Below are 21,146 nucleotides of genomic sequence, written 5' to 3' on the forward strand. Positions count from 1 at the left end.
CGCAGGGATCGCTTACTCTGTCCCGACAGACCTGCCAACCGATCTAACGTGCTAGGAGGACCAACAAAGTGCCGCTCCCTCCATCCTCTTCAGGGGCGGTCACAAAGGCGGCGACATGCCGCGCTGCGGCACCGTGGCTCAACCAGGCCGCGATCTCGCCTCGAAGCACCGCGCGTCCGCCGGGAGAGTGGTTTCCCTTGCCGTGGATCAACGCGATCACGCGATCGCCATCACCCTGGCGTCGTCGGACGAAGGCCTCGATGGCGAGGCGCGCCTCTTCGACCCGGTGACCGTGGAGGTCGAGCGAGCCGTCGATGGAGAAGCGGCCCCGGCGGAGGAGGCGGAGGGCGCGGGGGTCGACGTCGAGGCGGCGTCCTTCGAGGTGATGGCCGTCGTCGGTGACCTCGAAGCGGATTCCCTCGGCCACGAGGGATCGCATGCGCTCACGGGCTTCGGCGTCGGGATCGGGGCTCTGCGCCATCGGTGCCGCGCGCTCCACGCGGCTGGCGGTGACCGGGATCCGCTCGACGCCCTTGTGATCCAGGGCGCGGACGCCTGACATGTAGATGGCGAAGGTGTCAGGATCGATCGGCTGGGGGGGAGCGTCGACGGGCGCTCCTGGGCCGCGCGGGGCAGTGGGCTTCGCTGCGGTCGACGTGCCCTCGGTCGAAGCCGACAGGACGATGGCGGAGGTGCGCTGGACGCGCTTTGCGGCCTCGGCAGTGGCGATCCGGGCCTCTTCCTTCTTCTTCTCCTGCTTCTGCTTCTGAAGGCTCCGCTTCAGGCCAGCGAACGGCTGAAAGAACGGCTCACCTGCCGCCTTCGCCACCTTCGTCGTCCTGGCCTTGCTGCGCTTCGTCATCCCCCAGAACATCGCGCGACAGCCCGCGAAGCGCAAATCGGACTGCTTGGATGCCGGCCAGCTGGCCGTCCTCGAAGTGCCAGTCGGGGTCGTCCAGGTCCGGGAAGTCGTGCGGGTTGCGGATGTCTTCGCTCGTCACGCTGGGCAAGAGCCGCCGGGCGAGGTCGATGACCTTGCGTCGCTGCACGTCTTCGAGGCCGTCGAGCACCTCCTCGATCCGGCGAAACAGGGCGCGCGGAGAGGAAAGGGCGCTCATGGTCGGGGGCGCTGTCCGTGGGCGCTCAGCCAGGCGAGCGCGCGGTCGAGCGCGATGACCGCGAGCACGTGGGAGATCCGGCCATCGCGGGTGGCGGCAGGGATCTCCTCGGGGGCCAGGAGCACCGGCTCGACGCTCTCGTGCTCGTCTCCGGCGGGGGGGCCGACGTGCTTGGCCCCCCGGGCCAGGTAAAGGAAGCAGCGGTTGCCCTGAATGGCTGGGTTCGGGTGTACCCAGCCGAGCGACTCCACCACCTCGGCGGCGTAGCCCGTTTCCTCGCGCAGCTCACGGAGCGCGGCGACCTCTGGCTCCTCGCCGGGATCGATGCAGCCGCCGGCGACTTCGAGGGTGACCGCATCCACACCGTGACGGTGCTGGCGGACGAGGAGGATCTGGCCGTCCTCGGTGGTCGCTGCGACGGCGACCCAGTCCGCCAGCACCATGGTGAACGCGGTGTGGGCCACCCCCTCCGTCTCGAGGTCGTGACGATCGACACCGAGGGGTCCGAATCGTCCCGCCGGTGACGAGCAAAGGCGCCGGGGAATCAGGATGGGCACGGACATCGACCTAGCACGCTCACGTCTCCCTCAGGTGTCCTCTTCGGTGCGGGTCTCGCGGCGCGGCGCCGGAGGACTGGCCGGGGACTTCGACGCCCTGTCCCCGTCGCGGTCGTCGACTTCGACGTCGTCCTTCAAGATCGCAGGAGGCTCCTTGCGCTCTCGTGCGCCGGGCTTCTCGGCGACCCCCTCGGCGGCGCGTTCGGGCCCCTTCGACGCCTTCGCTCGCGCCGGGCTCTCCGCTGCCTTGTCCGTCCCCTGGGCCGGTCCCTTCTCCGTCGATGCGTCGGTCTCCTTTTTCTCCTCCGTGTCGGCCTTCTCCGCCGTCTCGACAGGTCCCTTCCCGCCGCTCCCGGACTCGCTCTTCTCCTTGCCCGGCTTCGCGTCGCTCGTCGGGGTCACCTCGTGAGAAGGAGGGGGCCACGACGCGACGTACCGCGGCGTCTCTCCAGGTCCCGAAGCATCGATCCAGTAGACGACGCCGGTGCCCGGACTGCGAACGTCGACGTGGGTGAAGGAGCTGTTGGGGTAATAGCCGCACCCGGTGTCCTGCAAGGTCCGGCAGGCGGCGACCAGGTCCTGGTTGGAGACGCCTGCGATGCGCAGGTCCAGCGCGCGAGCCGTCTGGTGGAGGCTGCCCTGGCTACGGGGTCGGTAGCCGCTCACCAGCGAGATCTGCCGGTCGGGGTAGCGACGCGCCAGCGCGTCGATGCGCACGAGCAAGCCTGGATCCACGAGCCGGACGCCGGGCGCGATCTCCCCCGGTGGCAGGGCGCGCTTCCCTGGAGCAGGAGGCGTCTTGGCGTCGGGCTCCTCCAGCGAGGCAGGTCGCGGCGTTCCCCAGGGACGCGCGAGGATCGAGAGCTGACGGCGCGCCTCCGCGCGTGGCTTGCCCGCGCAGTTCACCAGCGTGATCCGCTCGACCTCACCACCGCGATCGATCTGCACCGGGACACCGAGGCAGGGCTTCGGGATCGGCTTGGCAACCTTGTCTTCCCTTCGCTTGCTGCCACCGATCCGCGCGGCGATCTTCTTGCCGCGTCGACCCCTGTCGGTGCTCCGCGAGCCGGCCTCGCTGGCACTCGACGATGCGGTCGCAGACTTTTCTGCAGTCGCCTTCTGTGATCCCGGTCTGTCGTCGTCCGTCTTCCCGGGCGTCGCCTTCTTCGCGTTTGCCTTCTCGTGGCCAGCCTTGCTGACGGCGCCCTTCTCGGCAGTAGCCTCCTCGTCTCCCTGTTTCCCGGTGCTGGCCTTTGCTGCCGTCGTTCTCTTCGTGCTGTCCTTCGCGCTCTTCGCGCTGTCCTTTGCGTCGTCGGCCTTCTCGACGCTCGTCATCTTCTTCGCACCAGCCTTCGTGTCCTGGGTCTTCTCGACGACCGTCGGCCTCGCGCTGTTCCCCGCACCATCAGCCTTCTTGATGGCACGGCTCTTCTCGGTGCTGGCCCCTTGCGCTTCGTCCTTCTCGGCGCGCACCTTCTCGGCGCGTGACCTGTCGGCACGGGACGTGTCAGCGACCTTCCCGCCGTCCCCCTTCGCCGCAGGCATCTTCTGCGCGCCGGTGCTGCCTTCCGTGGACGACGCCTTCTTCGAGGGCTTCGGCTTCGATGTTCTGGCGCGATGCTCTCCGGGCTTCACACCGCCCTTCGCATCCGACGTCGCGGGCCGCGACTTGCTTTCGGTGGGACTGCTCTGCTGTGTTGCGGACGGGGCCGCCGCCAGCGCGGTCGCTCCATGAAGAGAGGTGGCCCCCCCGGCGAGCAGAAGGGTCAAGGCAGCACCCACGAACCGACGTGCAGACGCCGGGTTCGACGCATGCACCATGCCAGGATCCCCGCCCTGAGCCGATGAGCTAGCCATGGACGGGAACCGTTGCCACGAAGCGTGGGGCGAGCCCAATTTTCTGCGGCTTCCGACGCCGGCTGTGATAGGAACCAGATACCTCGCGACCACGGTCGGAGGCCGGCTCGGGCTCAGTCCCGGCCGCAGGGGCGAAACCAAGCGACCGAGCTCCGGACGCAGCGCGCGCCTTGCGTGCGTGTCCAGCGCGACGGCGGGAACACCCGGAACACAGGCTTGCCAGTGGCGAGCCACTGCGCATCACCACACCCACCATCATCACAGGGCGTCAAAGCTCTGCCCACGTCCAGTCCTCCCGAGGGGGAGGCAGCGCCGGCTCGCGTGCAATCTCGCGTGGTCCCGCCTGCACTCCACGCGCTCTGGAGGCGCGTCACCAAGGTCCAACGCATGCGGCGAATTCGTAAAGACGCAACCAAGGTCTGGCACAACCCCGAGATTCACGGCTCCTTGCACCGCGGCCAGCCAGGCGGGGTGCTGCCGCGGGTCGCCCCGAGCGGAGAGGATCGTCGCACGGCGAACCAGCACCGGGCAGCCCTCGAAGCGCTGTTCGCGCCGCGCAAGGACCCCGAAGCCCCCGTCGAGAGCGGGACGCGGGTGAAGACAGGCCGAGAGGCGCCGGGACGCATCGTTCTCTCCCCTCCCCCTCAGAGTGATCCGCACGCTGTCGAGCGCCAGAAGCTGCTCGGGCGTGTCCTGACGGCGACGGGACGACCGGCGATTTCCAAGGCGACGAACGACTTTCTGAAGGCGGGCCACACGTTCCCGCAAGAGCAGGACGTGTACCTGCAACTCCTCGAGCACACGGACGAGGAGCGCATCCAGGAGGCCATCGAGGCGCTCTCCGGGATCCTCGCCGGCGAGCTGCCGAAGCGCCGCGCGGTGCTGGAGTCGCGGCTGCGCCGGATCGAAGAGTTCGCCGAGGAGTCACGTACGCGTGATGCGGCGTCCCGGCTGCGCAAGCACCTCGGGGGTTCACCGTCGGGGCGGGGCAAGATCGGGGAGAGCGTCCCCGCTTCGGGTGCGTCCCTGCAACCCATCGCTGGCGCCCCGCTGCCGGCCGGAAACGGTTCGTCGGAGGCCCGCGAGGAGCAATGAATCGGGCTGAATTCGAGGCAGAGCTGAGACGACTGGTCCACGAACACGAGGGGCGCACCACCAACGAGCGCTGCGTCGAGTGCGTCGGCTGCGAGCGGTGCATCGACTGCACGTTCTGCAGGGGTTCGAAGGCGCTCACACGCTGCCACTACTGCGTCGACTCTCAGCGTCTCATCGACTGCACACACTGCCGGAGCAGCCGCGATCTCATCGGGTGCAGCCACTGCGTGGCGTCGGATCGGTGCACGCAGTCGTCTTACCTGGTGCGGTCCGTGGACTGCTCCAACTGCACGTACTGCTTCGGATGCGTGGGGCTGACGCGCAAAGACTTCCACATCCTCAACAAGCGTTACGAGCGAAGCGCCTACTTCGCGCTGACGGCGAAGCTCACCCGGGAACTCGGGCTGGGCTGATGCGCGCGGTGGTGCAGCGCGCTCTGCGCGCGCGGGTCGAGGTGGGCGGTGAGGTGGTCGGCGCGATCGAGCTGGGCCTGGTGGCGTTCGTGGGCGCTGGCAAGGACGACACCGACGCAGACGCCGACTACGTGGCGAACAAGGTCGCCGGTCTCCGGGTGTTTCCCGACGATGCGGGAAAGATGTCGCTCGCGCTGGCCGAGGTGGGCGGCGGGGTGCTGGCCATCAGCCAGTTCACCGTGTTCGGAGACATGAGGAAGGGGCTGCGTCCTGGCTTCGATGGCGCCATGGAGCCGGTACAAGCGGAGGCGCTCTACCAGCGCTTCGTGGCCAGCGTGCGCGCCAAGGGGTTGCCTGTCGCGACAGGCCGCTTCCGGGCAGACATGAAGGTCTATGTCGACAACGACGGCCCCGTGACCATCCTCATCGACTCGAAGCGCACTTTCTGAACCGGCTCTTCTTCCCTCTCCGTGCAGGGCGAGCTACCCCACCTGCATGCGCATTGCTTTCATAGGGGCGGGCGCGCTCGGGCGCGTCTACGGCGTCCGGCTCGCCACGGTGGGGGCCGAAGTCACGTTCGTGGTGCGGCCCGAGCGCGTTCATGAAACCTCCCCGTTCGTCGTCGAACAGGTGAACGGGTCCAAGCGCCGCGACGTGCTCGATCATCCGCGTCGGGTGGCGGAGATCCCCGGAGAGGTGGATTTGATCCTGGTGACGGTGCGCTTCGATCAGCTCACCGAGGCTGGCGAGGGGTCGGTCACCGAGCTTCTGCGGCGCGGGCCCGACCGGCCTGCCTTGCTGCTCACGCCCCCGATGCCTGCGCAGGTGCGGACGCTGGAGCAGTCGCTGGAGCGCCACATCTTCGCGGCGATGCCAGGGGTATCGGGGTACATCGACGAGCGTGACGTGGTCCGCTACTGGCTGACGGGCGTGGCCTCGACGCTGATCGAGGAGCCCGAGGGGGCGCCGCGCGAGACGCTCGAAGCGCTCGCCAAGCGGCTCACCAACGCCGACGTCCCGGCCCGGCTGGAGCGGGACGTGTCGACGTACAATGCCGCGACCACGACGGCGTTCTTCCCGCTGATCGCGTCCATCGACGCGGGTGGCGGCATCGACGGTGTGCTCGCAGACAAGGTCCTGTTGACGACGGTGCTGGAGGCGGCGAAGGAGAGCGACGCCCTGGCTCGAAAGCTCGGACGGGTGGCGCCATGGGCTCACCTGCTCACGCGGTTCATCGGGCAGTACACGCTGAAACCCGGCGTGGTCCTCGCGCGGCGGGTCTCCCCGGAGGCCGTTCACTTCGTCGAAGCCCATTTCGGCAGCAAGCTGCACGCGCAGCACCTGGCGATGGGAGCGAGCATCCTCGCCATCGGGCAAGAGCACGGGGTACCCCTGCCGGCACTCGAGCGGCTCCTGCAGGTGCTCTCGAGCCGGAACTCCGCCCCCTGAGATCGTGAGGCGCAGCTCAGCGCGCGAGGCGGACGGCGAGGGCAATGGCCTCTCGCATGCCTCGCGCATCGGCTCGTCCCGTGCCGGCGACGTCGTGGGCCGTGCCGTGATCGACGCTGGTGCGCACGATGGGCAGGCCCAGCGTGACGTTCACGGCCTCACCGAAGCCGAGGAGCTTGCTCGGGATGGTCGCCTGGTCGTGGTACATCGCCACGACGCCGTCATAAGCGCCATTCGCTGCCAGACGAAAGGCGGTCTCTGCGCCGACTGGGCCGACGATCTCGGCCTCGACGTCGGCTTTGAGGAGGCGTCGACGGGAGAGGCGAATGCCAGGGGTGATGCGCGTCTGCTCTTCGTCCCCGAGGAGCCCGCCCTCTCCAGCGTGAGGGTTCAAGGCGGCGACGGCCACTCGGGGCTTGGCGCGGCCGAGATCGCGGAGGAGCCGGGCGAGCCAGAACGTGGCGCGCGCGACCTCCTTGGGCGTGATGGCGGCAGGGACCGAGGCAAGGGAGAGATGGGTGGTGACGAGCGCAGTCACCAGCTCCGCCGAGGCGAAGGCCATGGTCACCTCGCGGGCGCCCAGGCGACGGGCGAGATGCTCGGTGTGGCCGAGGAAATCGACCGAGCCGTGCGCCCCGCTGGTGGCGATGGCCAACTTCGAAACGGGACCTGTCACGAGCACTTGCGCGAGACCATCGCGCACCAGATCGGTGGCCTGATCGATCCAGGCGAGCTGCGCCGCACCGTCCTCTTTCGCTGGTCGTCCGAAGGCGCTTGGGTGGGGGAGCTTCGCGCTGTCCGCCCAGACGCCGAGGGTCCCCGGGGCGAGACGTGACAGGCCGGCGCGATCCACGACGACGATGCGCCGCTGGCTGACCCGTCGAAGGGTCGCCGCGCGGCGGATGACGGCCTCGTCACCGACGAGCAGCGGCCTTGCGTCGGACACCCGCGCCGCGGCGAGGACCGAGACCTCGGGGCCGACGCCGCTCGGACAACCGACACAGATCGCGACGATCGGCGCCTTCATCGGAGCTCCTCGCTCGCGGACTCGCCATCACCGAGGCGGCGCGCTTCGGTTCCAGCTTCGCCCTCCGAGAGGCTCGGGCGCTCCAGCCGATAGCCGGCCCCCCGCAGGGTGGCGAGGGGGAGCGCCGCGCCGATCTTGGCGCGCAGGCGTCGTACATGGATGTCCACCGTGCGCTCTCCTCCATCGTAATCCACGCCCCACACCCGCCGGAGCAGCTCCGCACGGGAGACGACCTTCCCCCTCTTCTCGCACAGATAGGAAAGCAACGAGAACTCGCGCGCCGTGAGGACGACCTGCGCACCGTTCACGGTCACCTCGTGCGCGGCGCGATCGATCACGAGCTGGCCGACCTTGAAGCGCTCCTCGGTCGAGAATTCGCTGCGACGCCACTCCACCATGCGCACCCGCGCGTAGAGCTCTGCTGGCACATAAGGCACGAGCAGGAAGTCATCGAAGCCATTCGTCGGGTCCAGCCGCTGGATCTGCGCCACCGTGACGGCCACCAGCGCCCCCACGTGCTCCAGACGCGGCTCGCGGCGCAACGCCCGGAGCGCCGCCGCGGCGAGGTCCGGACGCTCGAGCGCTTCCACGACGATGGCCCGGACCGCGCTGTCCTCATGATCTTCGAAGAGCTGGCTCGGCTCGTCCCACAGGTCGATGGCGCAGACCTCGGCCCCGAGGCCGCGCAGCACGGAGGCTGCGCCCTCTTCGCGCCCCAGCTCGGGCGCGTGTCCCACGATGGCGATGAACGAACGACGCGGCAGGGGTGCTGCCCTCCTTCAGCCGATGCGCGTACCGCCCACCGTGATCTTGTCGATCTTGATCGTCGGGCAGCCCACGCCAACAGGGACGCTCTGGCCGTCCTTTCCGCACGTCCAGATGCCGTCCGAGGTCTCGACGTCGTGCCCCAGCATCGTCACCCGACGGAGGACGTCAGGACCGTTCCCGATCAGGTTCACGCCCTTGAGGGGCGCGGTGAGCTTGCCGTCCTCGATGAGGTAGCTCTCCGTCAACGAGAACACGAAGTCGCCGTTCGAGATGTCGACCTGGCCTCCGCCAAACTTCCGCGCGAACACACCGCGCTTGACGCTCTTCAGGATCTCCTCTGGATCGTCGTTTCCGGCCAGCAGGATGGTGTTCGTCATCCGCGGGAGCGGCGCTGCGCCAAAGCTCTCGCGTCGACCGTTGCCCGTCCCGCCCAGCCCGTAGTGACGCGCCGAGAGGCGATCGTGCATGTATCCGACCAGCTTGCCGTTCTCGATCAGCGTGGTGCGCGAAGGCTCGTTCCCCTCGTCGTCCACATTGATCGAGCCGCGCGACTGGAGCATCGTCGCATCGTCGACCACCGTGCAGAGGGGGCTGGCCACCTCATTGCCGATCTGGCCGGAGTAGTTGCTCGTCCCCTTGCGGTTGAAGTCGGCCTCCAGCCCGTGCCCCACGGCCTCATGGAGCAGGATGCCGCTGTCTCCTGGCGCGAGCACCACGGCCATCTCGCCCGCGGGCGCCTCACGCGCATCGAGCATGGCGACAGCTTGCCGCGCGGCCTCGCCCGCATGCCACTCCGGCGACTTCCCATCGAAGTAAGCGAGGGTCATCCGCCCGCCGCCACCGCTCGATCCCTCCTGGCGCCTGCCGTCACGCTCGGCGAGCGCGCGCACCCCGAAGCGGATCATGGGCTGGATGTCATGGGCGATGCGGCCATCGCTCGTGGCGACCAGGATCTCGCGGACCTCCTCGGCGAAGCTCGCCTCCACCTTGATGATCTGGGGATCGTGGGCGAGCCCCGCCGCGCTGGCTCGCTCGAGGAGGGCGCGCTTGGCGAGACCCGCCGTGTCCAGCGAGATCTCCGGGAGATCATAGCGGCGCGGCAGCTCACGTCGCCGCAGCTCGATGCGCTGGACGCCCCCACCGCCCGTGGCGATCTGCGCCGCGGTCTCCGCCGCTCGCTTCATCGACTCCCAGGTGAGGTCCTCCGTGTAGGCATAACCCGTCGCGTCAGCCCGCTGGACGCGGACACCGAGCCCCAGCGAGACACCGCGGGACGCAGCCTTGAGGATGCCCTCGTCGAAGGTGAAGCCGCCACCGGCGCGGTATTCGAAGAAAAGATCGGCGTAGTCGCCACCCCTGGAGAGCGCCACGGAGAGCAGGCGCTCGCAGAGGGCTGCATCCACGGGGCTATCCCCTCCCGGGGCGAACGGGGCGCGGTAGGCGTGGCTGAGTGTCATGTCGCCCAACTGTAAGCCCTTCCCCCTCCCCGGTCGAGCCAGGGGTCCAACGTCGGGAGAAGAAGCGCATGCCGATAACGTGACCACAGGGCCGACGCCGGCTAGCCTTGCAGTCCAGTTCCGCATGCTCGACCACAAGCTCCTGCTCATCTGGCTCCACGTCGTCGGTAACATCACGTGGGTCGGCGCCATCCTCGCGGTGGCGGCCGTCCTCACCGGGGCCGCAGGTGACGCGAAGCTCCGAGGAGAGCTCGGACTTCGGATTTACCAGCACCTCGCCGTTCCAGCCTTCGTGCTTTCATTCGTATGCGGCGCAACGCGGCTGGCGATGGATACCTCCTACTACTTCGTCCAGACCCACTGGATGCACGCCAAGCTACCGGCCGCCCTGGTGGTTATCGGTCTTCATCACGTCCTCGGCGCGCGGGCGAAGAAGATGGCGCGCGGAGAAGTGCAAGAAGCCGGCCCGGCTGCTAAGATTGCGGCGGTCCTCGCGCTGACGGCGGCGCTCGCTGCCTTCTTCGCGATCGTCAAGCTGCCCAGATGATTCCGTGGGGTGTGCCGTGTGTGCTCCCGGCGCAGTCGCCACGGACTCGGCTCTCATGAGCAAGACCCACGCTTTCTGCGCGGCAATCTGGCCACCGACCCGTCGCTTCTGCCATAGCTTCGAGAACTTCCGGAACCCCGTGCTTGTATGGGGTGGCCGGATTCGGTAGGTGTTTTCAGTCGAGGTCCGGCGACCTGGCGGGGGTCCTGGTTTCCGAACCTCACGACTCTCGTCCACTGTTCACGTCCGGACCAAGGTCCGTAGGAGATCCCCGACACCGTGGCGGTCGATCGCGACAAGGTGCTCCAGGCCGCGCAAAAGCTGGTCGAGCGGAAGCGCTTCGACAAGGCCATCATCGAGTACCAGAAGCTCGTTGCCGACGATCCCAAGGACGTCCGCACGCTGCTCAAGATCGGTGATCTCTACCTGAAGACCGAAGAGTACGTCGAAGCCATCACGACGTACGAGCGCGTCGGCGAATTCTACCTGAACCAGGGTTTCACCCTGAAAGGGCTCGCGGTCTACAAACAGATCCGCGAGATCATCAACAAATTCGTCCCGCATCTCTCGGATCGCTTCGGGCACATCGTCCCGAGGCTCGCCGAGATCTACACGCAGCTCAACCTCACCAGCGACGCGCTCACGGCCTACGACGAGGTTGCGACCCGACTGCAGAAGGCCGGTCGTGACCGGGACGCCATCGACATCTTCCGGAAGATCGTCGAGCTCGATCCGAACAACCCGCTCCCGTACCTCCGGCTGGGGGAGGCGCTGGTCCGGGTCAAGGACATCGACGGCGCCATCCTGCGGTTCGGCATGGCCGCAGAGATCCTGCTGAAGCTCGGCCGCCGCGACGACGCCCTCAAGGTGGTCGAGCGGCTGCTCCAGCATCGCACGGACGCGCGCTTCGCGCGGATGGCCGCGGAGGTGTACCTCGATCGCGGCGATCCCAACGATGGAATGGTGGCGCTCGCCAAGCTGCAGATCGCCTTCAAGGAGAATCCGAAGGACCTGCAGACGCTGACGCTGCTCGCGAGGGCGTTCGACCTCCTCAACCAGCCAGCGAAGGCCATCGAGGTCCAGAAGGCCTCCGCGCGGACGGCCAAAGAAGCAGGACGGACCGACCAGTACGCCGCCATCGTCTCTGCACTGCTCACACGCGCGCCGAACGACGAGGAGGTGCGTCAGCTCGCAGGCCAGCTCCAGCCGTCGCACGCCCCGGCCGCAGCAGACCCTCGCGCGTCCATCGACGTGGTCGTCGACGAGGCGAGCGACGCCGAGGAAGAACTCGAGCTCGATCCGGACGAGGACGCCGAGGAGATCTATGCGGCGCCTCCCCCGCCGCCGCCGCCACCTCGGCCTTCGCAGGCCGCGTTCGACGCCTACGACCCCGTGGTGATGGGCAGGCAGCTCATCGCGCAGGCCGACGGCATGATCCGCGCGCGGCAGGTCCACCGCGCCGTCGAGCTGCTCCGCAGCGGCGTCCAGCGCCTGCCTTCGTCCCGCGATCTGCGCGAGCGCCTCTCTGCCGTCCTCTTCGACGAAGCGCAGGACCCGGACGGCGCCATCCTCGAGATGCTCGCCTACGCGCAGATGCTCCTCGAGGAAGGTGACGTCACCACGGCGGTCGAGAAGCTCAGCGAGGTGCAGCTGCTCGACGCCGACAACCAGCAAGCCGCAGAGATGCTCGCGGCCCTGGGCTACGCAGAACCGCTCGCGGCGGAGCACATCGACGCGCACGCCTACCAGGTCGCCGAGCCGGAGCCGGCCTACGCTCCGCCAGGCTCGCTGCCCTCGTACGATCTCGAGGGCATCGACGCATCCCAGGTGCTCGCTCAGGAGTACGCTCGGGGCTCCATGCTGCCGATGCCTCCCGCTGGCATCGACGTCATCGACGAGCCGTTCGAGAGCGAGCCGCTCCCGAGCTACCCCATCGACGACGAGCCGGCCGCGTTCGACCCGCTCGCGAGCCAGCCTGCGTATTCACCACCCGCCTCCCCGCGGCATGGCTTCCCTCCTCCAGGGATGTCCCCGCAGCACCTCCTCCCGAGCCAACCTCCGGCCGCGATCTCCATGGCCCAGCCTGTGGGCTGGGCGCCGGCGGCTTACCCGCAGCCCCCTTCACAGCCCTTCCTCGCGCCACCGCCACCACCTCCTGCTTCCGGCGGCTCACGCGCCGAGTCGCTCGACGAAGACGCGCTCGAAGAAGCGGAGTTCTTCGCGCAGCAGCAGATGTACGACGAGGCCCGGAGCATCCTCCAGGAGCAGCTCTCCCGCCTCCCGAACCATCCGCTGCTCCTCGAGCGGTTGCAGGAGCTGGACACCCTGGAGGGGCAGGGCACCGGCCCGGCCGACAACCAGAGCGGCACCCGCCCGCGCCCCGCCGAGAACCAGGACGAAGAGCGGAACTTCTGGGACGCCTTCGACGCGATCGACAACATCGACGTCGCCACCCAGGACGCGCCGCCCGCCCCCGCCACCGACCAGGTCAGCGCGGAAGAGATCTTCGACCAGTTCAAGCAGCAGCTCGCGAAGCAGCTCCCCGAGTCCGACTCCGCGACCCATTACGATCTCGGCGTCGCCTACAAGGAGATGGGGCTCCTGCCGGACGCCATCCGCGAGTTCGAGCTGGCCGCCCGCGATCCGGGCCGTGAATGCGTGTGTCAGTCGATGATCGGTGTCATTCACCTGCAGTCGAACAACATCGACGCTGCAATCGACGCCTTCATCCTGGGCCTGCGCGCCACCCACAAGACCGTCGAGCAGGAGCTGGCATTGAACTATGAAATCGCCAGTGCCTATGAAATGCGCGGCGATCGCGACCAGGCCCTCTACTACTTCCAGCGCGTGATGCGACTCAACCCGAACTACAACGACCCGCGCGGCACCGTCGGAGATCGCGTACGCCGCCTCGAAGGGCCGAAGCCGGCGGCACGTGCTGCCGTGGGGTCCGAGCTGCTCGGCGACGATTTCGACGCTGCATTCGACGATCTGCTGAGCCGCGCCAAGCTGCCTTGAGGCAATCACCAGCTCGCAGCTGGGCACCGCGCGCGAAGCATGGGCGCAGCCGGCTGACGACGAGCAGACAAACGAAAGCGCGCTCCCGGAAGGAAGCGCGCTCTTCGTGTCACGGCGCCGAGAGTTCAGCGCCGCTCGGATCAGCCGTCGAGGTTCGGACGGATGTACCCGTCGATGCCCTCGTCGCCCTGGTAGAAGTCCCGGACCCGCCGCATGTCGCCGCTGATCGCATAGAGGACCGCGGCGTTCGAGGCTGCCGTGCAGCTCGCCGTGTCGCGACCGTTGTCGATCTTGCCGGTCACCGGGTTGCTGCCCACCGCGTTGCCCTGCATCGGGTAGTACATGAACTCGCCGGTGCGCAGGCGGCCGTTGCCGAGCACGTACATCCAGTTCGAGTTGTTGGACGTGCCGTCGGGCCAGTTGTTCCGGTTACGGGGCTCCTTCGGCGTGTCACCGTTCACGGTGATCACGAGGTCCTCGTTGTACTTCACGCCGCTCTCCGGGTTGACCATGTCGAGGTCCTCGTTGAGCTTCTCGAAGTACAGCTTGAGCAAGCGCGCCGTCTCGTTCAGCCGGGCCATGTTGCCGAAGGCGCCGTGCGGATCGTCGCTCATGACCTGCACGATGATGCTCTGGGTCAGCCCCAGCTTGAACGCCTTGGCACCCGTGATGAACGTCTGCGCGATGCGGCGCATCTTGTTCTCGGTGTTGCCGTTGATCTGGTAGCGCGCCAGATCGTCCTGCGTGGGAGCGAGCTTCTCGCGCAGGTTCTGCCCGAGGAAGTTCGAGGCGGAGCGGCCGAGATCCAGTGACTTGTAGAACGTCTGGCGGTTCGCTGCCTTGAGCAGGTTGAGCTGCGTCTTGTAAGTCGCCTCGAAGAGCCGCGCGTCCTGCTCGGCGAGCAGGGCGAACTGCGAGGCGGCGCTGTTGAACAGCTCGACCATGCCACCGGGATCACCGACCGTGGTGATCGCGGGCGCACCCGGGGCCGTGCCGAAGGAGACGGGCTCGATGCCGATGACGGGCACGAGCGAGGCGTTCACCTGCTGCATCGCGGCCACCGACGCCATCATGGTCCGGTTCATCGCCACCGCAGTCACCGTGCCCGGGTTCTGCGTGTGCGTCTGGTTCCGGCCCGCCGGCAGGATGCTCACCTGCTTGGAGCGGCCCATCCCCACGAACGGCGTGTCGGGACCGACGACGGACGGCTCGTCCGTATCACCCGGCTGGGTCTGACCGAGCCGGTGGTACGAGACGTTCTGGTTGTTCGAGGTCGCGATCTCGCGATGCGGCCACAGCAACGTGAACCAGGCGAACCCGCCGTTGCCGGCGATCAGGTGGATCGACTTCTTCGTCGCCGCCTTGCCCTCCTGAGCCAGCGCAGTGCCGCCGATGTCGGCGATCCCGTTCAGGACCTGCGCACGATCGAGTCCCAGAGCCGCGCCGAATGCCATCGACAGCTTGAGGAAGGCACGGCGCGAATCACCACGGAGATCTTTCGTTTTGTCGCAAACCATGACGTCCTCCTCACTCGCACGAATGTGCCGCAGACAGCACGGCCGCCACAGCGATGATCTTACCCTTGTCGACGCTCGTCGCGTCCCGCACTGCCTTCGAGCAGTTCGAGATGTGCTGCTGCGTCGCCGGCCGACCGATGAGGCAGGTCACCGCGTCCGGGTTGCAAGCGTCGTTCGCGTCGAACATCTCGACCCCGCAGTGCTGCGTGGAGGCGATGTTCTGGATGATGGTCGGCGCCGCCTGCACGAAGATGTCCAGGGTCTTCGTCGCACCCGACGACCGCCAGATCACCCCCTCGGCCAGCATGGCGTTGTAGTCCTCGACGCCCAGCGTCCGGAGGCCGTCCCGGTAGAGCTGCCCCGCGGAGGCGGGCTGCCCATTGGGAGCGTTCGCATTCAGGTCCACGCCGAAGTCCTGGAGGACGTTGCCCAGCGTCACGACGGGCAGCTTCGCGCAGGAGTGCAGACGGGTGCGCACCTCGAGCGGCCCCTCCTGATCACGCTGCGCCATGATCTCTTCGTTGCTCTTGCCACCGCCCGGCGTCAGGTCGTCCATGTGGTCGAACGTGTTGCCGTCGCCACCGACCGTCGACTGCGGGTTGTTGGCGGACTGGGAGTTGTTGTTCGAAGGAGTCTCTTCCTCTTCCGTCTCCGGGTCCGTGATGTCGTCCACGGGGGCGGTGCAGCCCGCCGCCGCCAGCGCCAGTGCAGCGAGGAGGCTCGGCACCGCGCCGCCATGCAGATACGAATTTGCACGCTTCATGGTCTGTCTCCTGTGCACTCTAGAACTTCGTGAAGTCTTCGCTCTTGAACATCTGACGCAGAACCTCCTTGAGGTTCTTGCGCGCCGTGAACTCCTGGAGGAACGGCTTGATCACGTCAGCATGCACGTTGGCGCCGTCGCTCACGATGTCTTCCTTCGACATCACGAAGTTCCACGAGCGGGCCACGATGCACGAGTGAACTGCCGGATCCTTCGCCATGGCCTGGCCGAGCGCCGGCAGATCCGCCGCCTCGACACCGAACCGCCATGCCGTCTTCTCCGTGTCGGGCAGCCAGTGGCTGCGCTGGGAGTCCACCAGCTCGCCGTCGATGTTCGTCTTCACGGCGATGTTGTTGTTCCACATCCCGTTCTCACCGAAGTTCGCGAACAGCGGCGCCAGGTGATTGATCGTCTGGTGGCAGTTCGCGCAGATCGCGGCGTCCGCATTGAGGAAGTCCACCGGCGTGTTGGAGATCGACTCCCAGGGCCACGCCGCGTAGTACGTCCCGTTGCCGCGCGGCTCCGCCTTGCCCTGCTCCGCGGGGAACGCATTGCACGCGAAGATCTCCTGCACCCAGCGCACCCGACGGAACGCCATCGGGCCGTAGTACTGACGCATCACGCCCGGGTTGGTGAGCACGCCGGCCTCGCCGGGCGCCCCGCTGTTGCACGTCGTGGCGTCGAACGTGTTCGCGCCAGCGTCGTACCGCACGCAGTTGTCCGCGGACGCCGTGAGCAGCTCGGTGAAGTCACGCTCCTGGACGATCAGCTGCGCGGCGAACATCGGCGCCGTGTTGCGATCGTCGTTCCCGCCGCCGCCCTGCCGCATGACGTCCTGCCACCACTTGACCATGCGGGCCGCGAAGCGAGGCTCCTCCATCATCTCGTCGAGGCGGTTCTCGTACGCCGTCTTCCCACCGGACTGGACGGTCTTGATCTCTTCCAGCGTCGGGAGGCGCCGCAGCAGCTTCAACGTCGCCGTCCGCAAGGCCTCCGAGTACTCGAACTGACGCTCTCCGAGGACGGTGAAATCCTCCGGCTCGGCCTCGGTCTCGGTCGGCGTCGGGCTGAGGTCCGGCGAATCGACCGCACCAGGCCCACTGGGGTTTCCGGGATCCGGGGGATCCAGTTCATCTGACGTACCCGAGCACGCGGCCGCCACGACCGCAGTCGCAAGAGCCAGGAGAATCGGAGTGGTTCTCATAGACCGCCTCGCATTCCTTTCGACAAGTTGCTGCTATTGGGCCGCGGCTTCGACCTGCATCCAAGCCGTGACGGAGTTTCTGAAGGTGTTGAACGCCCCCGCATTACCAAACTTGAACGGATGATTCGCGTTGTTGCCAGGATCGGTGTTCCGGAAGATCAGGCTGTTGTTCGGGTTCTCGAAATCGCCTGCCACCCGGATCCGGATCTGGCCGCAAGCATCCTTCGGCCCCGTCGGAGCACCCGACGTGAGGCCGCGCATATCGATCGCGGAGAACGCACGGTTGTTGGTGCCGTTACCGTGACAAGCACCGCAACCCAGCCTGAACTGCTCCGCGGCTGCGGGCTGCCCACCGACACCGCCCGTGAAGGCTTCGAGATCCTCGCAGCCACCCTCGTCGATCGTGCCGGCCGTGTAGGGCTTCACGTCGGTGAAGTAGAGCGCCAGCATGGCGCCCGGTACCCAGTCACCCAGACCGATCTCATTGCCAATTGGCTCCACGCTGCCGGCCGGGATGTCCTTCTTGAGGCCGACGTTGCTGCGATCCTTCACGGCCGGCTTGCCAGCCGGGTAGACCGCGAACGCCGGGTCGACCAGGGTCACGCCCGTCACCGTCGAGGTGTAAGCGCGGAAGTCCTTGATGTAGAGGAACCCGCCCTCTTCGTAAGCCGTGAACGTGAGCGTCACACCGTAGAGCTGGGAGTCGATCTCATCGAGGTAGATCGCGTTGACGCCCATGATCGGAGCGAACGGCTCGGTCCCCGGGCCGAGGGGGTTCGTCGATTCGACGATCAGGCTCGATTCGGCCTGCAGCCACGCCGCCAGATCCGCCTCCAGGCTGGGCGCCGCCTTCTCGAAGTTCGTGCCCGAGTGGAGGGAGCCCGTGGACGGGTGCGCCGCGCCCTCGTGCGGATAGGTCAGCAGGGTGCTCGTCTCCCAGTTCTTCCGGACGAACTTGTCCCAGCTCTTCACGCGCTCGTAGCGGGCCTCCTTGGTCGTCCCTTCGAGGAAGAGAGCCTGCTGGAGCGCCGCATTCCCGTGGCAGGAGCCACAGGTGCTCGAGAACAGCGGATCGACCTTGAAGTAGTAATCCTTCGCCTCGTCGAGCGTATCGACCTCCACCGGCTTGCCCGCGCCCGTGCCCGTATCCGGGTCGGTGGGCTTGCCGGCGCCGCCCCCATCATCCGGGAGGCCTTCGATGGGCGAGACGCAGCCCATCGCCACGGACCCCACCAGAAGGAGGGCGCTGGCTCCCTTGAGCCACAAGGAATGCGCGGAGCTGGGTCGGGAGAGCTGAACCTTCTGCATAGCTACCTATCCTCTCCCTTGCGGGAGACCTCCAAGGCACGAGGGAGCTAGTGCACATGACGGGCCAACGGACGTCAACCCGCAGAGCGCTCGCAAAAACGCGCTTCCGGCCGGTTATTCCCCCCCTTCATTGAATAACGACAGTCAGAGCGGCGAACTGGATCATCTGTGACCCGGTCACCCAGATCCCAGGTGACTTTCCTTGACCAGGTCGACGCCCTGGTAACGCGATCCCCCAGGCGCCTCACAAAGGCCTCGCAGCTCCATCGAGAGAGCACCTCTCCACTGCTGCCGTCACGCCCTGCGCTCGCAGGGCACCAGGCCCTCTCCCGCGAGCACCAGGCCCTCTCCCAGGACGCCCGCATCGACCTCCGCCCCACCCCCGCTCGCCGGAAATTGGGCCTTTCCCCCCGGGTTCCGCTAGCGGGGAAGCCCATGACGCGAACGCTCCTCACGGCCGTCTTGGCTTCTCTCCTCGCTGTCGGCTGTGGCCGCGCCGCGCTCGATGCGGAAACGAACACGCCGGCTACCGCCAAAGCGAAACCGTCCAAAGACGGCATAACGAAGGTCTCTCTCAAAGCGGAGCGCGACAGCGCCGAGACCGGGTCCGATCGCGTCGAAGCCAGCGAAAATACGGCCGCGGTGGCCCCTTTGCGGCAGTCAGGTGATTACGTCACCTACCGCTTCACCGGAACCTTCCAGAAAAAGCCGGTCACGCTCACCCAGCGTGTCGTCGCTCGTGAAGGCGATGCCCTCCTCGTGGACGTCAGCCTCACCACGGGGACCCGGAGCGAGACCCTCCGCGTCAAGATGAGCGACGCGGCGGAGAACCGGGGAGAGATCCTCGAGGTCGCGCGGATCGACGCGCAGGGCACGCAGAAGGCAGCGCCCCTCTCCGCGTACGACGCGCTCATGGCCCGGACCACCGTCGCAGCCGACGTCAACGAAGCCGAGCTGGGCTCCGAGGCGGTCAACGTCGACGTCGGAGGCCAGCCCATCGCCTGCAACCGCACCAGCTACCGCGTGCGCATCGGCGGCAAGACGGCCACGATGCACACGGTCCAGAGCGAGCGATTCACCTGGGGTGACGTGGGCGGCGAGATCACCGCGGAAGACGGGAGCGTCATCTACCGCGCCGAGGTCATCGACGCGGGCCACACGAAGCCCTCGGGCGCACCGACGGCCGTGGCAGCCGACGACGACTACTACGACAACTGAGACCCCTCGCCGCCGCGAGCAGCGCTCTCCTGCGCTCGCGCCGCGGCCTTCCGCTCCAGGATCTCTCCTGCGCGCGCTGCCGTTTCCTTCACGAGGTGCCCCATCTTCGGGTGCTCGGGCTCCAGGTCGGGCGGCAAGCCCTCGGCCCGCAGCGCCTCCGAGCACACGGGGCCGATCGACGCCACCACCCCGCGCGTGAGGGCCGCGCGCACCTCGGCGAGGATTCCCTCCTCCGCTGCCACCATCGTGAAGTGCTCGATCTGCGGGCGGCTGGTGAAGAGCACGATCGACGCCTCGCCCGCGGCGAGGGCGTGGAGAGCGCGCCGTAGCGGCGCCGTGTCCTCCGGCAAGGCCCAGCGGTAGATCGGCACGGGCACGACCGCTGCGCCCGCCGCCTCGAGCGCCGCGTACAGCTCGCGGTTCGGTGCGCCGTACTCCTGCACCGCGATCCGCTTCCCGGCGAGCGGCGCGGCCGAGACGCCCAGCACGTCCAGCACCTCCCGCCAGGTGTTCGGTTCGGGGACGGTGACGAACGCCTTCACGCCCAGCTCCCGCAGCGCTGCCGCCGGCTTGGGCCCGCGGACCACCACCTGCACCCCGGAGAGCGCCTCCGCGAAGTGCGCGCGATCGAGCACCGTCTCCACCTCGGCGGCGAGCGCGCGGGTCCCCACGCCGGTCATCAGCACCACCACGTCGACCTCGCGCCGCTGGAGCGAACCCGCGAAGGCCAGCGCAGGTTCGTTCCGGTCGACCACCACTTCCCGCAGGGTGGGTGCCGGGATGTGCTTGCCCCCGTGACGCTGGACCAGGGAGCCCATCTCGACCGAACGGCGACTCTCGAAGGTGACGACGGACTGTCCGGCAAAATCCCGTGAGGTGCTCACAGCACGAGCTTAAACCACGCAACGAACCCCCAGGGCTCCGGCGTCTGATAGAGTGGAGGTGTGGTGATGGAAGACCAGGCGGACCAGACCGTGGGAAACCAGGCCACCTCTCCAGGCTCGGATCGGACCGGCTCCCCGGAGCCCGGCACCGCGACGACGCGCGCCACCCAGGGCCCGGACCCGGTGATCGGCGCTGGCGTGACCCTCCTCGGCATCTTCTTGATGGGCATCGGTGGTGCCGGGGACATGCACTACTTCTTCAACGTCGGCACGCTGGTGGCCGTCACCGGCGCCATCCTGTTCGTGCTGTTCGTGACGTGGACGGCCCTCCGACAACGCCCGCCGGAGCGAACGAAGTCGGAGCCCTGACCCCCGCGAGCGTGCGCGGCCGCTCACCTGCATGCAGCGTCGGGAGGCCATGCGGCTCGTTCGAGCAGCATCACCTCCCTCACCGTCACGCCTTGAGGTCGGGCGCGATCTCCTCCAGCGCCACCCCGAGCTCCTCGGCGATCCGCTCGATCTCGGCCACCTCGGCCGCCGTCATCGCCCCATCGGCGGCGGCGAGCTGGATCAGGAGCCGCACCACACGCGCGCGCTCGTCGGCATCACACAGCGCCTTCAGCTCGCGGTAACAGCGATCCAGCTCCTGCTCCTGGATCGAGGGCAGCTTGCCCTCGAGCGCGGAGCAGACGGCGTCGATCGCCCCCGGGCTGAGCCCCTCCACGTGCGCCAGGAGTGCGCGCAGGAGCTCCTCCTCTTTCTGGGAGAAGCGGCCGTCGGCACACGCCACCTTCCCCAGCAACACGACGACGATGGCGATGTAGCGGAGTACGACCGCCTCGTCATCCGGGAGCGCCTGGCGGAGCTCCCGGAGCAATGCCCCCAGGTTCGGGAAAGAACTCTCCCGCTGAAGACCGAGCCAGGACAGCAGACCCACGTCCTGCTC

General features: G+C 67.8%; 21 protein-coding genes. 8 read left to right on the top strand and 13 right to left on the bottom strand.

Going from position 1 to position 21,146, the window contains the following annotated elements; all coding sequences use genetic code 11:
- Positions 1 to 43 precede the first annotated feature (43 nt).
- From CMC5_RS35415 to CMC5_RS35430, 4 genes are all read right to left on the bottom strand, one after another.
- Positions 44 to 862 (bottom strand): Smr/MutS family protein, encoded by an 819-nt coding sequence (locus tag CMC5_RS35415; protein WP_156339104.1) that lies wholly within the window; start codon positions 860 to 862, stop codon positions 44 to 46.
- Positions 810 to 1,118: a hypothetical protein gene (locus tag CMC5_RS35420; RefSeq protein WP_245678013.1), complete on the bottom strand. Its 309-nt coding sequence runs from the start codon at positions 1,116 to 1,118 to the stop codon at positions 810 to 812. Before CMC5_RS35420 ends, CMC5_RS35415 begins: the two co-directional genes overlap by 53 nt.
- A complete protein-coding gene (locus CMC5_RS35425; RefSeq protein ID WP_245678014.1) occupies positions 1,115 to 1,582 on the bottom strand; it encodes an NUDIX hydrolase in 468 nt (155 codons plus the stop codon). Before CMC5_RS35425 ends, CMC5_RS35420 begins: the two co-directional genes overlap by 4 nt.
- A 123-nt stretch (positions 1,583 to 1,705) precedes the next feature.
- On the bottom strand, positions 1,706 to 3,532 hold the full coding sequence (locus CMC5_RS35430; protein ID WP_082363084.1) for a YcbK family protein: 1,827 nt from the start codon (positions 3,530 to 3,532) through the stop codon (positions 1,706 to 1,708).
- Positions 3,533 to 3,919: 387 nt separating this feature from the next.
- Between CMC5_RS35430 and CMC5_RS35435 the strand changes: the two genes are divergently transcribed.
- The 4 genes from CMC5_RS35435 to CMC5_RS35450 are packed head-to-tail and all read left to right on the top strand — an operon-like array spanning position 3,920 to position 6,489.
- Positions 3,920 to 4,627 carry a hypothetical protein gene (locus tag CMC5_RS35435; RefSeq protein WP_245678015.1) on the top strand — a complete coding sequence of 236 codons (708 nt, stop codon included), beginning with the start codon at positions 3,920 to 3,922 and terminating at the stop codon, positions 4,625 to 4,627.
- Positions 4,624 to 5,040: a hypothetical protein gene (locus tag CMC5_RS35440; protein WP_050434545.1), complete on the top strand. Its 417-nt coding sequence runs from the start codon at positions 4,624 to 4,626 to the stop codon at positions 5,038 to 5,040. The genes CMC5_RS35435 and CMC5_RS35440 overlap by 4 nt, the downstream gene beginning before the upstream one ends.
- Entirely contained in the window at positions 5,040 to 5,489 is a 450-nt protein-coding gene (dtd, locus tag CMC5_RS35445) for a D-aminoacyl-tRNA deacylase (RefSeq protein WP_050434546.1), read from the top strand. Before CMC5_RS35440 ends, dtd begins: the two co-directional genes overlap by 1 nt.
- 46 nt (positions 5,490 to 5,535) lie before the next feature.
- On the top strand, positions 5,536 to 6,489 hold the full coding sequence (locus CMC5_RS35450) for a ketopantoate reductase family protein (protein ID WP_050434547.1): 954 nt from the start codon (positions 5,536 to 5,538) through the stop codon (positions 6,487 to 6,489).
- Positions 6,490 to 6,505: 16 nt separating this feature from the next.
- Here CMC5_RS35450 and pdxA read toward each other — a convergent pair whose 3' ends face one another.
- The 3 genes from pdxA to CMC5_RS35465 are packed head-to-tail and all read right to left on the bottom strand — an operon-like array spanning position 6,506 to position 9,741.
- Positions 6,506 to 7,516 (bottom strand): 4-hydroxythreonine-4-phosphate dehydrogenase PdxA, encoded by a 1,011-nt coding sequence (gene pdxA / locus CMC5_RS35455; protein ID WP_050434548.1) that lies wholly within the window; start codon positions 7,514 to 7,516, stop codon positions 6,506 to 6,508.
- Positions 7,513 to 8,253, bottom strand: coding sequence for a winged helix-turn-helix domain-containing protein (locus CMC5_RS48140; protein ID WP_281180767.1), 741 nt, complete (start codon positions 8,251 to 8,253; stop codon positions 7,513 to 7,515). Before CMC5_RS48140 ends, pdxA begins: the two co-directional genes overlap by 4 nt.
- A 42-nt stretch (positions 8,254 to 8,295) precedes the next feature.
- Positions 8,296 to 9,741, bottom strand: a complete 1,446-nt coding sequence (locus tag CMC5_RS35465; protein WP_050434549.1) for a TldD/PmbA family protein — start codon at positions 9,739 to 9,741, stop codon at positions 8,296 to 8,298.
- A gap of 124 nt (positions 9,742 to 9,865) precedes the next feature.
- Between CMC5_RS35465 and CMC5_RS35470 the strand changes: the two genes are divergently transcribed.
- Positions 9,866 to 10,288 (top strand): CopD family protein, encoded by a 423-nt coding sequence (locus tag CMC5_RS35470; protein WP_050434550.1) that lies wholly within the window; start codon positions 9,866 to 9,868, stop codon positions 10,286 to 10,288.
- Positions 10,289 to 10,567: 279 nt separating this feature from the next.
- Positions 10,568 to 13,306 (top strand): tetratricopeptide repeat protein, encoded by a 2,739-nt coding sequence (locus tag CMC5_RS35475; RefSeq protein ID WP_050434551.1) that lies wholly within the window; start codon positions 10,568 to 10,570, stop codon positions 13,304 to 13,306.
- Positions 13,307 to 13,446: 140 nt separating this feature from the next.
- On the opposite strand, the gene CMC5_RS35480 is transcribed toward CMC5_RS35475, so the two are convergent.
- The 4 genes from CMC5_RS35480 to CMC5_RS35495 are packed head-to-tail and all read right to left on the bottom strand — an operon-like array spanning position 13,447 to position 18,098.
- Positions 13,447 to 14,823, bottom strand: coding sequence for a hypothetical protein (locus CMC5_RS35480; protein ID WP_050434552.1), 1,377 nt, complete (start codon positions 14,821 to 14,823; stop codon positions 13,447 to 13,449).
- 10 nt (positions 14,824 to 14,833) lie between these two features.
- Positions 14,834 to 15,586: a hypothetical protein gene (locus CMC5_RS35485; protein WP_050434553.1), complete on the bottom strand. Its 753-nt coding sequence runs from the start codon at positions 15,584 to 15,586 to the stop codon at positions 14,834 to 14,836.
- Positions 15,587 to 15,605: 19 nt separating this feature from the next.
- Positions 15,606 to 16,790, bottom strand: coding sequence for a DUF1549 domain-containing protein (locus tag CMC5_RS35490; protein WP_050434554.1), 1,185 nt, complete (start codon positions 16,788 to 16,790; stop codon positions 15,606 to 15,608).
- A 33-nt stretch (positions 16,791 to 16,823) separates the two neighbouring features.
- Positions 16,824 to 18,098, bottom strand: a complete 1,275-nt coding sequence (locus CMC5_RS35495; RefSeq protein ID WP_050434555.1) for a hypothetical protein — start codon at positions 18,096 to 18,098, stop codon at positions 16,824 to 16,826.
- 435 nt (positions 18,099 to 18,533) lie between these two features.
- On the opposite strand from CMC5_RS35495, the gene CMC5_RS35500 reads away from it, so the two are divergent.
- Positions 18,534 to 19,316, top strand: a complete 783-nt coding sequence (locus CMC5_RS35500) for a hypothetical protein (protein ID WP_050434556.1) — start codon at positions 18,534 to 18,536, stop codon at positions 19,314 to 19,316.
- Here the strand turns inward: CMC5_RS35500 and CMC5_RS35505 are convergent.
- Positions 19,304 to 20,200, bottom strand: a complete 897-nt coding sequence (locus CMC5_RS35505; RefSeq protein ID WP_050434557.1) for a uroporphyrinogen-III synthase — start codon at positions 20,198 to 20,200, stop codon at positions 19,304 to 19,306. The two genes, CMC5_RS35500 and CMC5_RS35505, sit on opposite strands and share 13 nt — an antisense overlap.
- 66 nt (positions 20,201 to 20,266) lie before the next feature.
- Here CMC5_RS35505 and CMC5_RS35510 point away from each other — a divergent pair, with 66 nt between their 5' ends.
- Complete coding sequence (locus CMC5_RS35510) at positions 20,267 to 20,569, top strand: hypothetical protein (protein ID WP_050434558.1); 303 nt, start codon at positions 20,267 to 20,269, stop codon at positions 20,567 to 20,569.
- An 85-nt stretch (positions 20,570 to 20,654) separates the two neighbouring features.
- On the opposite strand, the gene CMC5_RS35515 is transcribed toward CMC5_RS35510, so the two are convergent.
- On the bottom strand, positions 20,655 to 21,137 hold the full coding sequence (locus CMC5_RS35515) for a tellurite resistance TerB family protein (protein ID WP_050434559.1): 483 nt from the start codon (positions 21,135 to 21,137) through the stop codon (positions 20,655 to 20,657).
- Positions 21,138 to 21,146: the final 9 nt, after the last annotated feature.

The organism is Chondromyces crocatus (genome assembly GCF_001189295.1).
In the GTDB taxonomy this organism is placed as follows: Bacteria; Myxococcota_A; Polyangia; order Polyangiales; family Polyangiaceae; genus Chondromyces; species Chondromyces crocatus.

Bases quoted from the DNA above. Each gene is read 5' to 3' on its own strand.
- dtd (WP_050434546.1), top strand. From the start codon at position 5,040: ATGCGCGCGGTGGTGCAGCGCGCTCTGCGCGCGCGGGTCGAGGTGGGC.
- CMC5_RS35495 (WP_050434555.1), bottom strand. From the start codon at position 18,098: ATGCAGAAGGTTCAGCTCTCCCGACCCAGCTCCGCGCATTCCTTGTGG.
- CMC5_RS35465 (WP_050434549.1), bottom strand. From the start codon at position 9,741: ATGACACTCAGCCACGCCTACCGCGCCCCGTTCGCCCCGGGAGGGGAT.
- CMC5_RS35480 (WP_050434552.1), bottom strand. From the start codon at position 14,823: ATGGTTTGCGACAAAACGAAAGATCTCCGTGGTGATTCGCGCCGTGCC.
- CMC5_RS35415 (WP_156339104.1), bottom strand. From the start codon at position 862: ATGACGAAGCGCAGCAAGGCCAGGACGACGAAGGTGGCGAAGGCGGCA.
- CMC5_RS35430 (WP_082363084.1), bottom strand. From the start codon at position 3,532: ATGGCTAGCTCATCGGCTCAGGGCGGGGATCCTGGCATGGTGCATGCG.
- CMC5_RS35500 (WP_050434556.1), top strand. From the start codon at position 18,534: ATGACGCGAACGCTCCTCACGGCCGTCTTGGCTTCTCTCCTCGCTGTC.
- CMC5_RS35485 (WP_050434553.1), bottom strand. From the start codon at position 15,586: ATGAAGCGTGCAAATTCGTATCTGCATGGCGGCGCGGTGCCGAGCCTC.
- CMC5_RS35450 (WP_050434547.1), top strand. From the start codon at position 5,536: ATGCGCATTGCTTTCATAGGGGCGGGCGCGCTCGGGCGCGTCTACGGC.
- CMC5_RS35470 (WP_050434550.1), top strand. From the start codon at position 9,866: ATGCTCGACCACAAGCTCCTGCTCATCTGGCTCCACGTCGTCGGTAAC.
- CMC5_RS35490 (WP_050434554.1), bottom strand. From the start codon at position 16,790: ATGAGAACCACTCCGATTCTCCTGGCTCTTGCGACTGCGGTCGTGGCG.
- CMC5_RS35510 (WP_050434558.1), top strand. From the start codon at position 20,267: ATGGAAGACCAGGCGGACCAGACCGTGGGAAACCAGGCCACCTCTCCA.
- CMC5_RS35420 (WP_245678013.1), bottom strand. From the start codon at position 1,118: ATGAGCGCCCTTTCCTCTCCGCGCGCCCTGTTTCGCCGGATCGAGGAG.
- CMC5_RS35435 (WP_245678015.1), top strand. From the start codon at position 3,920: ATGCGGCGAATTCGTAAAGACGCAACCAAGGTCTGGCACAACCCCGAG.
- pdxA (WP_050434548.1), bottom strand. From the start codon at position 7,516: ATGAAGGCGCCGATCGTCGCGATCTGTGTCGGTTGTCCGAGCGGCGTC.
- CMC5_RS35440 (WP_050434545.1), top strand. From the start codon at position 4,624: ATGAATCGGGCTGAATTCGAGGCAGAGCTGAGACGACTGGTCCACGAA.